Origin of the sequence: Nereida ignava (assembly GCF_047114695.1) — a bacterium.
Lineage (GTDB): Bacteria > Pseudomonadota > Alphaproteobacteria > Rhodobacterales > Rhodobacteraceae > Nereida > Nereida ignava.
The window spans coordinates 614,827-629,589 of the sequence record NZ_CP112885.1; the positions used below are offsets into that span (position 1 = coordinate 614,827).

The 14,763-nt window shown below is 54.5% G+C and carries 14 protein-coding genes; 8 read left to right on the forward strand and 6 right to left on the reverse strand.

Annotated elements, in window-relative coordinates:
- Positions 1 to 3: 3 nt before the first annotated feature.
- From OLX08_RS02970 to OLX08_RS02985, 4 genes are all read right to left on the reverse strand, one after another.
- On the reverse strand, positions 4 to 690 hold the full coding sequence (locus tag OLX08_RS02970; protein WP_048598025.1) for a TRAP transporter small permease: 687 nt from the start codon (positions 688 to 690) through the stop codon (positions 4 to 6).
- Positions 691 to 824: 134 nt separating this feature from the next.
- The gene (locus OLX08_RS02975) at positions 825 to 1,826 is read right to left on the reverse strand and encodes a DctP family TRAP transporter solute-binding subunit (protein ID WP_391482402.1); all 1,002 of its coding nucleotides are present in this window, start codon (positions 1,824 to 1,826) and stop codon (positions 825 to 827) included.
- A 223-nt stretch (positions 1,827 to 2,049) separates the two neighbouring features.
- Positions 2,050 to 3,270, reverse strand: a complete 1,221-nt coding sequence (locus OLX08_RS02980) for a sigma-54-dependent transcriptional regulator (RefSeq protein ID WP_391482403.1) — start codon at positions 3,268 to 3,270, stop codon at positions 2,050 to 2,052.
- Entirely contained in the window at positions 3,267 to 5,069 is a 1,803-nt protein-coding gene (locus tag OLX08_RS02985) for a sensor histidine kinase (protein ID WP_391482404.1), read from the reverse strand. Before OLX08_RS02985 ends, OLX08_RS02980 begins: the two co-directional genes overlap by 4 nt.
- A 61-nt stretch (positions 5,070 to 5,130) precedes the next feature.
- On the opposite strand from OLX08_RS02985, the gene OLX08_RS02990 reads away from it, so the two are divergent.
- Positions 5,131 to 6,300 carry a cytochrome P450 gene (locus OLX08_RS02990; RefSeq protein WP_391482405.1) on the forward strand — a complete coding sequence of 390 codons (1,170 nt, stop codon included), beginning with the start codon at positions 5,131 to 5,133 and terminating at the stop codon, positions 6,298 to 6,300.
- Positions 6,301 to 6,317: 17 nt separating this feature from the next.
- Here the strand turns inward: OLX08_RS02990 and OLX08_RS02995 are convergent, their stop codons facing one another.
- A complete protein-coding gene (locus OLX08_RS02995) occupies positions 6,318 to 6,779 on the reverse strand; it encodes an Lrp/AsnC family transcriptional regulator (protein WP_391482406.1) in 462 nt (153 codons plus the stop codon).
- A 142-nt stretch (positions 6,780 to 6,921) separates the two neighbouring features.
- Here OLX08_RS02995 and cysG point away from each other — a divergent pair, with 142 nt between their 5' ends.
- From cysG to OLX08_RS03020, 5 genes are all read left to right on the forward strand, one after another.
- A complete protein-coding gene (cysG, locus tag OLX08_RS03000) occupies positions 6,922 to 8,325 on the forward strand; it encodes a siroheme synthase CysG (RefSeq protein ID WP_391482408.1) in 1,404 nt (467 codons plus the stop codon).
- Positions 8,322 to 8,624: a DUF2849 domain-containing protein gene (locus tag OLX08_RS03005; protein ID WP_341247050.1), complete on the forward strand. Its 303-nt coding sequence runs from the start codon at positions 8,322 to 8,324 to the stop codon at positions 8,622 to 8,624. The genes cysG and OLX08_RS03005 overlap by 4 nt, the downstream gene beginning before the upstream one ends.
- On the forward strand, positions 8,624 to 10,288 hold the full coding sequence (locus OLX08_RS03010) for a nitrite/sulfite reductase (protein ID WP_391482411.1): 1,665 nt from the start codon (positions 8,624 to 8,626) through the stop codon (positions 10,286 to 10,288). Before OLX08_RS03005 ends, OLX08_RS03010 begins: the two co-directional genes overlap by 1 nt.
- 12 nt (positions 10,289 to 10,300) lie before the next feature.
- Complete coding sequence (locus tag OLX08_RS03015; protein ID WP_391482413.1) at positions 10,301 to 10,711, forward strand: DUF934 domain-containing protein; 411 nt, start codon at positions 10,301 to 10,303, stop codon at positions 10,709 to 10,711.
- Between the two features lie 62 nt (positions 10,712 to 10,773).
- Complete coding sequence (locus OLX08_RS03020) at positions 10,774 to 11,637, forward strand: ferredoxin--NADP reductase (protein WP_370726274.1); 864 nt, start codon at positions 10,774 to 10,776, stop codon at positions 11,635 to 11,637.
- A gap of 84 nt (positions 11,638 to 11,721) precedes the next feature.
- On the opposite strand, the gene OLX08_RS03025 is transcribed toward OLX08_RS03020, so the two are convergent.
- Positions 11,722 to 12,567 carry a hypothetical protein gene (locus OLX08_RS03025; RefSeq protein ID WP_391482415.1) on the reverse strand — a complete coding sequence of 282 codons (846 nt, stop codon included), beginning with the start codon at positions 12,565 to 12,567 and terminating at the stop codon, positions 11,722 to 11,724.
- 226 nt (positions 12,568 to 12,793) lie between these two features.
- Between OLX08_RS03025 and infC the strand changes: the two genes are divergently transcribed.
- The gene (gene infC, locus OLX08_RS03030) at positions 12,794 to 13,339 is read left to right on the forward strand and encodes a translation initiation factor IF-3 (RefSeq protein ID WP_391483162.1); all 546 of its coding nucleotides are present in this window, start codon (positions 12,794 to 12,796) and stop codon (positions 13,337 to 13,339) included.
- A gap of 185 nt (positions 13,340 to 13,524) precedes the next feature.
- On the forward strand, positions 13,525 to 14,763 hold the full coding sequence (locus tag OLX08_RS03035; protein WP_391482416.1) for an acyl-CoA dehydrogenase: 1,239 nt from the start codon (positions 13,525 to 13,527) through the stop codon (positions 14,761 to 14,763).

Genomic DNA, 14,763 nt, shown 5'->3' on the forward strand with positions numbered 1-14,763 from the left:
AATTTAGCCCTCTAGCTTATCGGCGCGTTCGGCCGCTTCGGAGATTTCGTCTTCATCAAGCTCGTGGCTTGCAACCAAACGGTCCTCTGTGCCCTGCCAAATCCGCAAGGTCACTTGTACGAACCGCAGCATCAAAAGTGACGCAGACAACGGCAGTACAAAATACGGGATCGCTTTGGGGATCTTCTCATAGGCTTCGTTGTAATTGATTGCCCCTTCGAGCCAACGGAACGGCGCAATCATGGGAATATCGTCGACTTCGTAAAAAGACTGGCTACGGAACTTTTCCTCAAACCCTGTTGGGAACCAGCGCCCAGTAGTTGGTGGCAAATCCGCAAACACCGCCCAGTAATCATAGCAGCCTTTCAGCAACAAAAGGCAAAAGAGCAAACACGCAGCAGCCGCAATCAGCCCGACGATCCGCCGCGCAGCTGGCGACAAAATGTTTACCAACGCGTCCACCCCAAGGTGTGCGCCTTTCTTTACGGCATAGCTTGCGCCCAGCAAAACCAGCCAACCGAACAGAAACACTGTAAGCTCCAGCGCCCACAAAATGTTAGAATTGAATACAAAACGAGCGATCACATTAGCAAAAGTCACAACTGTCATGGCTCCAAGCAGAGCCGCGATCAGCGTTTCTTCCAATGTATCAATGAACCCGCCCGACGTCTTTGATGCGCCTTGAGACACGCCGCGTCCCCCTTTTGAATTGTGACTTGATACACGACACATCCTGCGCCCGTTTGCGGACGACCAAGATTGATGTCGGGATAAATTAATGCCCCCGCCCGACACTCGTCAGGCGGGGGCACTTTGGGATCGTCTTACAGACCTGCGTTGATCGCCTGTGCTGCGTCGATGTTTTCCTGGCCTACGTCACCTGCGAATTGCGCCCAAACTGGCTTCATCGCATCGACCCATGCCTGACGCTGCTCTGCAGTCAGCTCACGAACGGTGCCACCGGCATCGATGATTGACTGACGTGCAGATTGGTTCACTGCAAACGACTCTTTGTTGCGTGCTTCTGTGACTTCTTCGAGGATCGTCAAGAATTGGTCACGTACGTCTGCATCGAGGCTGTCGAGCCAGTCAACACTTGCCACAACGAGGTAGTCGATGATGCCGTGGTTGGTTTCGGTGATACCGTCCTGTACCTCGAAGAACTTACGGCCAAAGATGTTTGACCATGTGTTTTCTTGACCGTCTACAACGCCCTGCTGCAGTGCGCCGTATACTTCAGAAAACGCCATTTTCTGGGGTGAGCCACCGATTGCTTCCATCTGTGCAACCAAAACGTCAGATGACTGAACACGGAACTTCAGGCCGTTCGCGTCTGTTGGCTGAACCAATGGTGTGTTGGCAGACATTTGCTTCATGCCGTTGTGCCAGAACGCAAGGCCCTGCAAACCGCGACGCTGCATGCTGTCTTTCATCGCTTGGCCAGTCGCCGAGCCTTGGAACGCATCAACTGCTTCGATGTTTGTGAACATGAACGGAAGATCAAAGATACGGAATTGCTTTGTGAACTTCTCGAACTTTGACAGCGACGGAGCGGCCAACTGAACATCACCCTGAAGCATTGCTTCGAGAACTTTATCATCGTTGTAGAGAGTTGAGGATGGGAACACTTCCATGCAGGCTGTGCCATTCATCTCGTCGTTGACGCGCTGCTCAAGCAGTGACGCGGCGATACCTTTGGGGTGTTTGTCAGTGTTGGTGACGTGGCTGAACTTGATAACGATCTCGCCGTCGTCACATGCAGCAAGGCCAGCAGTGGCACTAAAGCTTAGCGCGACAGCGGTCGCAGCAGCAGTAAGAAATTTCATGGTATCCTCCCTTGGAACCTTTAACGTTTAAGTCACAGCACAGGCCAAGCCGTACCGATCACCGATAGTTGAAAGGCAAACAAAAGGGCTCGCAAGCGCACTACATGAAATAAGATATATATTTATTTATCAAAAGCTTAACGGATGTATGTGATGTGCGTCGTGCAGCATTGTGCGATATTTCGCACAACGGTTACCGCTCACGTGCGAGAATCCGCACAGCCTAATCCGTGCGGTAATCCTCAGGCCTAAGCCCGTGTTTTGCTAATTTGTCATACAGAGTTTTTCGGGGCAGTTTCAGGGTTTCTGCGACATGAACCGCGCGCCCAGCATGACGCCGCAGCGCCTGATCCAACAAAGATCGCTCAACTTGTGCCATCTGATCGCTCAGCCCCATCACATCCCCCGCCGCCAGATCACTGACGCCAAGCGCATAGCGCATTGCTGCCGATTGAAGTGCACGCGCATTGCCTGCCCAGTCATCGGCCATCAAGCGCGCAATCACATGGGGTGGCACGTCTGGACGTGCCAAACCGCCTTGCTCACACGCTTGGTCGAGATAGTGCTGAAACAGGACCGGAATGTCATCTTTGCGCTCCCGCAGCGGCGGAATATGCACGCTCAGAAGTTCGGTGCGGTAAAATAGCTCGCTGTTGAAATGCCCGCCCGCCACTTCGGCTCGCAGATCACGCGAACTGGCAACAATCAAGCGCATCGGCGCCGTGGTTTCGGCAAAAATTGCCTGAGTAGAATGGCTTAGTGCCCAGACTTCATCCAAAAACAGGCTGCCTCCCTTTGCCGCCTCAATCGCTTTATGGGCATCTGCCTCACTTAATCCGCCACTGACGCGCTTTACAAACGGCGCGTCAGACCCTGCAGCCAGCAAGTGGATAACTTCCGCTACACGCGAGGTGCCGACCCCCAACTCACCTGTGATAAGCGCATCACCTTTAGTGGCTGCAACGCGGCGCACTTGATGACGCATCGCCATCGATTGCGCCGACGCCCCCGCCAACATCCGCGCCGCTGCGTCACCGGCTTCTTGGGCTGCTCTGTGTGCGCGCAAATTCAACGCAGCCGTTCGGTGCGCCACCGCCCTTGTGACTTCCGCGCAAAGGATATCTGCCGCGCAGGGTTTTTCCAAAAAGCCAAACGCGCCAAGCTGAATAGCCTGTACGGCTTTGGGCACATCGGCCTCACCGGTCAGCAAGATTACGGGCAAGTCAGGATCAATACTGCGCGTGTAGTCCAAAACGTGATAGCCATCACGCCCGGGCATCCGGATATCCGTCACGATGATGCCCGCAAAGCCACGCGCAATGTGATCTTTAGCCGCTACGAATGAGCTGCATGCGATCGGTGCGAAATCGCGCAAGGCCAATGTCTGGCCTAATGCGTCCCGCACGTCAGCATCATCATCAATAATCAAAACTGGGGTGTTCATGCAGCCTTAACCTGTTCAATCCGTGGAAGAGTGACAGTCAAAACAGCGCCCCCCGCTGGATGGTTGCTGCCTTTGATTTGCCCGCCGAAGGATTGAATTAACCCATATGAAATCGAAAGACCAAGCCCCATACCTTGGGCCTCACCAACTTTTTTGGTGGTATAGAAAGGCTCAAATATTCGGTCTGGCCCATCAAGACCCGGGCCACTGTCATGAAACGCAATGCTAATGCTGTCGGACGACGGCTCGGGGACACTGATCGAAATGTGTAGTTTGCGTTCGGCCTGATCGCTCATCGCATCCAGCGCATTGCCGATCAGGTTCACAAAAACCTGTTCAAGCCGCACGTCGCCTGCACGCACACTGGCCGATGGCACGGCGTCATCAATCTCAATCGCTACGGCATCGGTCGTGATACGCGGCCCCAATAGATCAAGCGCGGCATCCAACACGTCGCGCAGGACCACATCTGACAGCGGCTCGGATTCGTTGCGGACAAAAGCGCGAAGGTTTTTAATGATCCTTCCCGCACGGCGCGACAACTCCGCAATGCGGCTCAGGTTTTGCGCGGCGGTTTCCGCGTCCCCCTTGGCCAAAAACGCCTGTCCGTTTTCCGCGAAACTGCCAATTGCCATCAACGGTTGATTTAGCTCATGACTGATGCCCGCAGACATCTGCCCCAAAGCACTTAGCTTGCCCGCCTCGACCAAGTCCGCTTGTGCGCGGCGCAAAGCAGACTCTGCCTCTTCACGTTCCATGATTTGCGCGCGAAGGCTGCTGTTTACGCGCTGTAATTCCGCAGTACGGCGGTGCACGCGGTCTTCAAGGGCCGCATTCGCTTTGGCCAACGTGCGGCGGCGGTCTTGCAACGCCACCAACGCCAAGCCAGACAACAAAACAACCGCACAAGCAAAAGCCGCTTGTAGCCCCGCCACCCGAATGACCGGCGCAATATCAATCAACGCCTCTCCGGTCAGTCCGATCACCGGCAAGGGCTGCACCAAGTGAAGCGCGCGCTCGGGGATATACGGGCCAAGCGGCACCTCCCAGACCTCCTGCCCTGCAAGTTTTGCGATGTTGATCTGTGGAAACGGCGTCAAACGGTCACGGGAATATTCCGCAGTACCACTGCGCAGCCCCCCGCGCGCATCGAGCTGGCGTAACACCAACTCAGACCGGTTTGACACAAACGCCACGCCCAACTCATCGGTAAAAAATACCGCCGCCGTATCGCCGCGCCAGTCCCGTTCAATCACTTCGATATCAGCGGCGACCAAGACGACACCCTGCACCGGCCCCTGCGCTGAAAAAACAGGTGCTGCGTATAAAAACAAACGCCGGCCATCGTCACCAACCATATGATAGCTGCCCAAAGCACCACTCATCGCGCGTTTGAAATACGGCCGCTCAACGTGCTCAATACCCAGACCTTCAGCATCAGATCGCAAAATCGGTGTGCCGTTGCGATCCAGCACAGCAATACTGTCAGAGGCCGTTTTATCAGCGGTGGCGCGCAACACCTCGGCGGCGGTTTGGCCCGTCAGATCATTGCGCGGCAAGGGTTCCTCAAACGTAGCGCGTACAGCAGGATGGTCCGTCAAAAGCACCGCAAGTTGTCCGTAGCGTTGCAGCTGCGTCGTAAGACGGTCCGCCGCCAAAGACAAATCAGAGGTGCCGCGCTTGGACAGATCGACAATGCCCTGACGCAAGCCAAGCAAATAGACGGCCCCGCCAATGGCCGCCGTCAGCGCCAGCACCGCCAGCAGCAAAGTCAAACGTGAGGAAAGTAATCTGCTCATCTCTCAGGACATTAGAAAATGGTACTTGCAATGGCCAGACCCTTTGGGATTAGTCATCGCAATGAAACGTATCTCGCAGTCTCTTACTGACCCCGCCCTCAACGCAGCCCCTTACCCATTCTATGACCGCCTCCGCCAGATGGGTGAGTTGGTGTTTTGGGAGGAGTTTGATATGCCAGTGGCCAGTAGCCATGCGGCAGTATCGGCGTTGCTGCGCGACAAAAAATTTGGCCGCGAGGGGCCCAAGTTTGACGTACCAGATTATCTCGAGGCGTTTTACGCTGTGGAAGCCCACTCGATGTTGGAGCTGGAGCCACCCCGCCATACCCGTCTGCGTAAATTGGTCCTGCATGGGTTTACCTCGCGCAGGATCAAAACACTGGCACCGATGATCGAACAACTGGCAACGCAAAAGATCGATGCTTTCCCGCAAGGCAATTTTGACATCTTGGAACACTTCGCCACCCCAATTCCCGTTTTGGTCATCGCCCGCCTTTTGGGTGTGCCCGACAGCATGGCAGATCAACTTTTGCGGTGGTCACACGCCATGGTAGCCATGTATGTGGCAGGCCGGACCCGTGAAATCGAAGAGCAAGCGGCCCAAGCCGCAACAGAATTCACAGAGTTCATGCGCAGCTACATCAATGAGCGCCGCACAACGCCCGCAGATGATTTGATATCCGAACTGATTGCAGCAGAAGAAGACGGCGATAAACTCTCAACCGACGAGATGATAACCACGTGTATTTTGCTGTTAAACGCAGGGCACGAGGCAACAGTTCATTCGCTTGGGAATGGCATCAAGGCGTGTCTTGAAACGGGACATGTTCCGAATGAAAGCACTCCGATCGGCCCACTCGTGGAGGAAATCCTACGGTTTGATCCGCCTTTGCACATGTTCCAAAGATGGGCGAAATGTGACGTTGAGGTTTTTGGCCATGACTTCAAGAAAGGCGATGCCGTTGGACTGCTGTTAGGCGCCGCCAATCACGACCCGAACGTCTACAAAGACCCACATGTTTTTGAACCAAACCGGTCAGGCAAAGTGCACACATCTTTTGGAGGCGGCATTCATTTTTGCGTCGGTGCTCCGCTTGCGCGGTTAGAAATGGAAATAGCGCTTGGGACCTTGTTTCAACGGTGCCCTAAGCTGCGCATCGCGGAGCGGCCAGAATATAAACCGGCATATCATTTCCATGGGCTCAGCAAACTAATTGTCTGTGCTGACTAAGTGGCTTTGCGCAACAGTCACAGCGGCAGAGCGCTGGTTGATTTGATTTCCTCCATGCTCAAAAGCGCCGTGACATTAAATACGCGCACTTCGCTGATAAGTGCCTGATAGAACGCATCGTAGGCGCGCGCGTTTTGAACACGGACCTTCAAAATGTAATCGATATCCCCTGCAAGCCTGTGCGCTTCTTGCACCTCGGGACGCTCTTTGAGCGCCTTAAGAAACGCAGCTTGCCATTCGGCTTCATGCTCGGACGTGCGGATCAACACAAAAAAGCACGCCTCAAAACCAAGGGCATCCGCGTCAAGGCGCGCGGTCTGTGTGCCAATGACGCCCGCGTTGCGCATTTTGCGAATCCGGTTCCACACAGGTGTCTTGGAACTGCCCACTATTGCGGCAATTTCATCAAGTGACAGGCTCGCGTCCTGCTGCAACTGTATGAGAATTTTCCGGTCTAGGTCGTCTATCTGAACAGCCATCTGCTTTTTCCTGTCGAGCTACTAAATCTTTCCGCACAGGATAAATATACAGAACATACATTCTTAGTATAGCCACCATATAGCAAAATAGTGGGAAAATATACTATATTGGGAGGTAGTTGAGTAGCTGGAGCATCGCCCCATGAAGCATTTCCCCATATTCGTCGCCGTCGAAGGCCGTCGGATTGTCTTGTCCGGTGGCGGTGAAGAAGCCCTAGCCAAGCTGCGATTATTGCTGAAAACAGAGGCCAATTTAACAGTCGTGGCAGAAGACGCCGCACCAGAAATCTGCGCTTGGGCCCAAGAAGGGCGACTGACATTAATCAGCCGCGCGATGGAGCCCGGAGACGCCATGTGCGCGGTCCTGTTTTACGCGGCAAACGGTGACGACGCCGAAGATGCGCGGGTGGCCGCACTTGCCCACCGCGATGGAGCGCGGGTCAATATGGTCGATAATTTACATGGCAGCCAATTCATCACACCGGCGATCGTTGACCGTGATCCGGTTACCATCGCCATCGGTACCGAAGGCGCAGCACCGGTTTTGGCCCGCGCGATCAAAGCGGATCTGGAAGCAAAACTCCCTGCGTCTTTGGGTGTGCTTGCGCGGATCGGTAAGTCTTTCCGCAGCGCTGTTGAGGCACTTCCGATGGGTCGTAAACGGCGCGATTTCTGGTCTGAGTATTACTTCAATAAAGGCCCTCAAGCCATTGAAGAATATGGTGAAAGCGGTGTTCAGCCGGCACTTAACAATCTACTAGACACCTACCTGACGGATACGCGCGAAAAAGCGGGTCATGTTGACCTTGTCGGCGCTGGTCCTGGCGATCCTGATCTGCTGACGCTCAAAGCGCGCAAGGCTTTGGATAAAGCGGACGTCGTGATTTATGACCGCCTCGTAAGCGCAGAAATTCTTGAGCTCGCACGCCGTGAAGCGGTTATGATTGACGCCGGAAAAGAAGGTTTCGGCAAGGCGATGAGCCAATCTGAAATCAACGAACTTATTATCAGCCACGCCAAGGACGGTCACCAAGTTGTACGCCTCAAGTCCGGTGATCCGACAGTTTTTGGGCGGCTGGACGAAGAAATTGACGCGTGTGACGCTTCGGACGTGTCTTGGCGTATCGTGCCCGGTATTACGGCCGCGTCTGCTGCCGTTGCTGGCATCGGCCAAAGCTTGACCAAGCGTGATCGAAATGGGTCCGTGCGATTCATCACAGGTCACGACATGAAAGGTTATGCGGATCACGATTGGCGTGCGTTGTCACGTGCAGGCGAAGTTGCCGCGATCTATATGGGCAAACGCGCCGCGCGGTTCGTGCAGGGCCGCCTTTTGATGCATGGCGCGCACCCTGAAACGCCCATCACCGTCGTCGAGAACGTCAGCCGCGTGGAACAACGCACACTGACCTGCAGCCTCGGGACGCTTTCCGATGACCTTGAGACAGCCAACTTAACAGGCCCCGCGCTTATGTTGCTTGGCCTCGCACCACGCGCCGCTTTGCAAGTGGCACAAGATATTTCCATACAGGAGGTGGCCCAATGAGCCGCAGCTTCACCCCAAAAGTTATTACCGCCAACGCGCTTCTGGAAGGCGATGTCATCTATTGGTCACCTGAAGGCACTTGGGTTCGCACATTATCAAGCGCCGAAGTGTTTGAAGATGAAGCCGTTGCGCAAGAACAGCTTTTGACCGCAAGCAGCCAGCCCGCAGTCGCGGTGGGTGTGTACCTCGCGGATGTTGCCATTACGGACGATGGCCCTGCCCCAACTCATTTCCGAGAAGAATTCCGCACACGCGGCCCATCCAATTACGCACACGGCAAGCAAGTGGAGTTGTCATAATGTATCAGTACAACGATTTTGACGCGGCTTTCGTCGCAGAACGGAATGCCCAGTTTCGCGCACAGGTTGAACGCCGTATTTCTGGCGCCCTCACAGAGGATGAGTTCAAACCACTTCGCCTTATGAACGGTCTCTACCTGCAACTTCACGCCTACATGCTGCGCGTTGCGATTCCCTACGGTACGCTAAACGGTGCCCAAATGCGCCAACTTGCGATGATCGCCGACACGTTCGACAAAGGGTATGGTCACTTCACTACACGCCAAAATATCCAGTACAATTGGCCAAAACTGAAGGACGTTCCTGACATCCTTGACCGTTTGGCCGAGGTGGAGATGCACGCACTACAAACAAGCGGCAACACCATTCGTAACGTTACCGCAGACCACTTTGCAGGCGCTGCGGCGGATGAGATAGAAGATCCGCGCCCAACAGCGGAACTGCTGCGTCAGTGGTCAACAGATCACCCCGAATTTCAGTTTTTGCCGCGTAAGTTCAAGCTTGCAGTGACGGGCTCTTCAGCGGACCGCGCTGTCATTCGCGCCCATGATATTGGCATTCAGATCGTCGAAAAAGATGGCGAAATCGGCTACAAAATTATTGTTGGCGGCGGCTTGGGCCGCACCCCGATGATTGGCAAAACACTTGCAGAATTTTTGCCAAAGGCGGATTTGCTGCCGTTTGTTGAAGCCACGGTCAATGTTTGGAACCGTCTTGGACGCCGCGATAATAAATATAAATCACGCATCAAAATCACAGTTCACGAGCATGGTATCGATGATATCCGTGCACGCGTCCTTACACGTTTCGAACAAATCAAACCTACGTTCAAAGGTGTTGATCGCGATCTATTTGCACAAATTCAACAAAACTTCGGCGCGCCAGCTTATCGCAATGCGCCCGTTGACGCGCACACAGCCATGCGTCTGGCCAACCCCGCTTACGCAAGCTGGTTGGACACAAATATCACCGCGCACAAAAACGACAGCTACGCAATTGTCTCGATCAGTTTGAAAAAGCACGGCGCGACACCGGGTGACGCATCCGCGGATCAGATGCGCGTCATGGCAGAGTTGGCAGAAACTTATGGCCATGACGAGTTGCGCATCAGCCATGAGCAGAATGTTATCCTGCCCCACGTGCGCCAATCAGACCTGCCCGCCCTCTATGCGGCCTTGCGTGAGGCAGATTTGGCGACAGCAAACATTGGCCTGATCAGTGACATCATCGCGTGCCCCGGCATGGATTATTGCGCGCTAGCTACTGCGCGTTCGATCCCTGTCGCGCAAGAAATTGCTGAGCGTTTTGACGAGTTGAAGCTTGAGCATGAAATTGGTGCGCTAAAGATCAAAATCTCTGGCTGCATCAACGCCTGTGGTCACCACCACGTGGGCCATATCGGCATTCTGGGTTTAGACCGCGCCGGCGTCGAAAACTACCAGATCACCTTGGGTGGTGACGGGTCCGAAGATGCGGCCATTGGTGAGCGCGCAGGTCCGGGCTTTAGCGCCGAGGCGCTGGTGCCAGCAATCGAGCGGATCATCGAGACATACCTCGATGTGCGCAGCGAAAAAGCAGAGACATTTTTACAAACATACCGCCGTGTTGGCATGGGGCCGTTCAAAGCGGCGCTTTATCCCGACAGCAAAGCATCAGCGGCATAAGGACCGGATATTATGACAGTAATTGTAACCGATAGCGGCTTTGCCGCAGACGACTGGGACGGCGGATTTTGCACCCTCGATAGCCTGCCAGCAAATGATTGCGCGGGCGTCGACCTGCCGTCAGACGCAGAGCCAGAAGACCTGCGCGCGCGTCTTGAGGGGCTAAGCCTAATCCGCGTAGACTTTCCCAGTTTTGCGGACGGGCGTGGCTTTTCCATTGCCGCCGAATTGCGCCGGATGGGCTACAAAGGTCATTTGCGCGCCAAAGGTCATGTGATCTCGGATCAATACGCCATGGCCCGCCGCGTTGGTTTTGACGAGGTCGAAATTGATGACGCCCTCGCCGCCCGCCAACCCGAAGCAGAGTGGCTTTTTCGCGCAAATTGGACCGAGCACGACTACCAAGCCCGCCTACGCGGCTAAACAGCGCCTTTAACTGATCCAAATCAACGACTATGACAGGACGCGTGGGCATGACCCGCGCAATGACACTTATGAATGATCAAACACCCATGACCGACGCACCCGCCGCAAAGGCCACACCAACCCTTCCCGACGCGCAAGTCGTGACAGCCGTTAAGCATTACACCGACCGGCTGTTTTCGTTCCGTGTCACACGCCCTGCGTCGCTTCGGTTCCGCTCTGGCGAGTTTGTCATGATCGGCTTGATGGGCGATCCGGACCCAAAAACCGGCAAACAGCGCCCGCTCTTGCGTGCTTACTCCATCGCATCACCCAGCTGGGACGAGGAGTTGGAGTTCTACTCGATCAAAGTTCAGGACGGACCACTGACGTCGAAACTTCAGCACGTTCAGGTAGGCGATGAAATCATTTTGCGCCCCAAACCTGTAGGTACGCTCGTTCACGACGCCCTGCTGCCAGGTAAGCGTCTTTGGTTCTTTTCAACAGGGACAGGCTTTGCGCCTTTCGCATCTTTGCTGCGCGATCCGGAGACGTATGAGCTGTATGACCAAGTCATCGTCACGCACACCTGCCGCGATGTAGCCGAGCTTACCTATGGCGCAGATCTGATTGAGAGCATCAAAACAGACGAGCTACTGGTCGAGTTGATTGGTGAAGAGAACCTTGCCAAGCTGGTTTACTACCCAACCACAACCCGTGAGCAGAGCCCAAAGATGGGCCGCATCACCGACCTTTTGAAGGACGGGACGGTTTTCAAAGACCTCGGCATTGAAGATGGTCTGTCGGCCGAAACGGACCGCGCCATGGTATGTGGGTCTATGGGGCTTAATGTGGATATCAAAGAAATCCTCGAAAGCCACGGGCTTGAGGAAGGTGCTAATTCTGATCCGAAACACTACGTGGTCGAAAAAGCGTTTGTTGGCTGATCAACATTAAAAACTATCAGTAAGTCATTGTTAAAAAAGGCCGCAGAGTTCTGCGGCCTTTTCTATTTCACCAATCAAAACAGCCTATCCACCGATCTGCGCTTTGATGGCATCGATAACTTGGTTGGCCATTTCAGGATTATTCTCCGCCTGCTCAATCAGAGTTTTCAACGCTGTTTTCGCAAATCCAGAAATCTCTGAACCCTCAACAAGTTGCAGCGCCGCGTCCGTATTCAGCCCTTCAGCCGTTAGCAGATCACCCAGTCCGACAGGATCAACTTCTGCAGTCGGGCTTGCCTCGGCGATCGTTTCAGGAGCCGCGTCAGTTGCTGTCTCTACCGCTTCACTGGTCTCTTCCACAGTTTGCGACACCGCGTCCTCTGTGCCCTCTACAACATCAGTGGCCGTGTCAGAAACTGCATCCACGGATTCTGCAGCCACATCCGCCACGGTGTTGCTCGCGTCAGACGCGGCCTCGGTCGCGCCTTCCAAAAGATTTGCAGCACCTTCGGTTGCGTCTGTCACTGCACCAGAAACAGCGTCAGTCGCTGCTTCGGTCAGATCAGCCGCCGCATCTGTACCGTCACCCGCAAGCCCCAACGCATCGGACACCGCATTTTCCGCAGCTTCTTTTGCAGCTTCAACGGCCTCTTCTGCTTTGGCTTTTGCCGTGTCCACAGCATCATCCACAGCCGTTTTGGCTTCCTCAACAACACTTTCAACCGCAGCGGTCGCACTGTCTGTTGCAGAAGTTACCGTTTCAGTGGCAGCTGTTGCGCCCTCGCTTACGGTTTCGGTTGTGGTTTCAACAGCAGTCTCAGCAGCGCCAGTCGCACTATCCGCAACCTCTTCCACGTTTGAGCCAGACACCCAAACATAGCCCGCCACCGCAATCACCACCGCGCCGGCACCCAATACTAATTTATTCATTTGCGTCACGTCCCCATTCACAAAACACTCGTTAACTCCGCAGAGCAGTGCTCCACATATCACACGCTCACGCCAGCTTGAAAAGGACACAAGCCACAAAACGCCACAACAGCCGGAAATACGCTAAACACCCTTTGCAAACACGCATTTGCCGCTTGAAGCGCGCGACTTTAACGCCTAGTTTGCGCAACTAGAAATTACGACCAACCATTTAAGGAATGAACCCATAGCCCGCAGACCACATAATGCGCCTCCACAGCGCGACACCGGCCCCCGCGTCAATGACCGCATCAAAGCACTCGAAATTCGCCTGATTGGCGCTGATGGTGAAAACGGCGGCGTTGTTTCACCCGCGAAAGCCATGGCATTGGCCGAAGAAGCTGGTCTCGATCTGGTTGAGATTTCGCCAAACGCGAACCCACCCGTCTGCAAGATTATGGATTTCGGCAAGTATAAATACGAGCTGCAAAAACGTGAATCCGAAGCGCGAAAGAAACAAAAGACGATTGAGATCAAAGAGGTCAAGTTCCGTCCGAATACTGACACCAATGATTACAGCGTCAAAATGCGTAATGTTTTCAAGTTTTTGGAAAACGGCGACAAAGTAAAAATCACGCTGCGTTTCCGTGGCCGCGAAATGGCGCACCAAAACCTTGGACGTGAATTGCTTGAGCGCGTTGCAGAAGACACAAAAGAGCACGGCAAAGTAGAAAACTTCCCAAAAATGGAAGGCCGTCAGATGGTCATGCTTATCGGACCTTTGCCGAAATAAGCGACGACCTTATTTGCGGTTCAACAGACTGCAACACCGATCAAAAAGCCCCCAACGCCAACCGCGTGGGGGCTTTTTCTTTGTCCAGCATTTGCCCCATTCTTGGTCCATTCGTTGCGCTTGCTGTCCGCTGGCTGCCACACTAGGCTACCGCCAAAGAACATATCTGATCTGTGGAGGCCCCAATGAACGCGCAACACCCCGTCGATCCAATCCAGTCACATCCCGCAGGTCACGGCCCCGAACTTAGCCGTTTTGACTGGGCAGATCCGTTTTTGTTGAATGCGCAGCTGACCGAAGAAGAGCGTATGCTAGCAGAAGCGGCAGAAACATTCAGCCAGAACGCCCTCGCCCCGCTCGTAACGGACAGTTACCGCGACGAAAGCTTTGACCGTTCACTCTTTGAGAAGATGGGCAGCGCGGGCCTTCTTGGTGCGACCATCCCTGAAAGCTACGGCGGGCTTGGTGCTGGCTACGTCAGCTACGGACTGATCGCACGCGCCGTTGAACGGGTCGACAGCGGCTATCGGTCCATGATGTCCGTGCAGTCATCCTTAGTGATGTATCCGATTTTTGCCTACGGAACCGAAGAACAGCGACAAAAATACCTGCCCGGCCTTGCGGCAGGCACAAGCATCGGGTGTTTTGGCCTGACCGAGCCGGACGCAGGAAGTGATCCCGCCGGGATGAAAACCACGGCCGTAAAAACCCCGACAGGCTACCGCCTTAATGGTGCAAAGATGTGGATTTCAAATGCCCCCGCCGCTGATGTTTTTGTTGTTTGGGCAAAATCTGAAGCCCACGGCGGCAAAATTCGTGGCTTTGTATTGGATAAGGGAACCAAGGGGCTCAGCGCGCCTGTGATTAACGGTAAGCTGTCGCTTCGGGCCTCTATCACAGGTGAAATCGTGATGAGCGATGTCGATGTGGGCGAAGATGCGTTGCTGCCGAATGTTGAAGGTCTCAAAGGACCGTTTGGCTGTTTGAACCGCGCGCGCTACGGCATTTCTTGGGGTGTGATGGGCGCTGCCGAGGCATGCTGGCACGCAGCACGGCAATATGGTTTGGACCGCCATCAGTTCGGTAAACCACTGGCTCAGACACAACTTTTCCAGAAAAAGCTGGCTGACATGCAAACAGAAATCGCGCTTGGACTGCAAGGTTCGTTGCAATTGGGACGCATGATGGATGGCGGCAGCGCAAGCCCCGAATTGATCAGCATGATGAAGCGAAACAACTGCGGCAAAGCCTTGGATGTGGCACGCCACGCCCGCGACATGCACGGGGGCAACGGCATTTCAGACGCGTTCCCCGTTATGCGCCACATGGTTAACTTGGAAACGGTGAACACCTATGAAGGTACGCACGACATCCATGCGCTTATCTTGGGGCGTGCCCAAACGGGGCTTCAGGCGTTCTTCTAG